Annotated in this window: 1 protein-coding gene; it reads left to right on the forward strand. The window is 51.2% G+C overall.

Going from position 1 to position 562, the window contains the following annotated elements:
• Nucleotides 1-562: MFS transporter (locus R7Z47_RS26210; protein WP_318130945.1), on the forward strand; the 562-nt coding region annotated here is incomplete at both ends.

The following is a 562-nucleotide window of genomic DNA, read 5'->3' on the forward strand; positions in this document are numbered from 1 at the left end:
AAGGCTTGGGGACGGGTTGCTGCGCGGTGCTGGCTCGAGCTTCTACTCGCGACCAATTTAGTGGGAATGAGCTTCCCGTCGCGATGTCTTACATTGCTATGGCAGCGTCCATCACGCCGTTGATTGCTCCTGTGATTGGTGGGTTCATTAACTTCCACTTTGGCTGGAGTATGGTGTTCATTTCATTGTTGGGTTACGTGTCGCTCGCTTGGATCATCATCGCGTTTCGATTCAAAGAGACCATCACACGGCGCTCTGCGATCCCTTCTCCAGCCAAAATGTTGGTGCAGTATCGTGATTTGCTCTCGTCTCGATATTTTATGAGCTTTGCGAGCATCAGTTGGCTCAACTTCAGCTTGATGATCACGACCGTCTCCGTGATGCCTTTTATCATGCAAGACCAAATCGGGATGACATCGGACGAATACGCCATGTGGGCACTGATCCCCGCGTTAGGTATGCTCGGCGGCACAACCATTTGTAACCGCATACGCCCCGTCATCGGAAATAAGAAAATGCTGCTTTGCACGCCTGTTTTGCATATCAGTGCGGCACTGTGGTT

Source organism: Vibrio sp. 1641 (assembly GCF_033339995.1).
In the GTDB taxonomy this organism is placed as follows: domain Bacteria; phylum Pseudomonadota; class Gammaproteobacteria; order Enterobacterales; family Vibrionaceae; genus Vibrio; species Vibrio alginolyticus.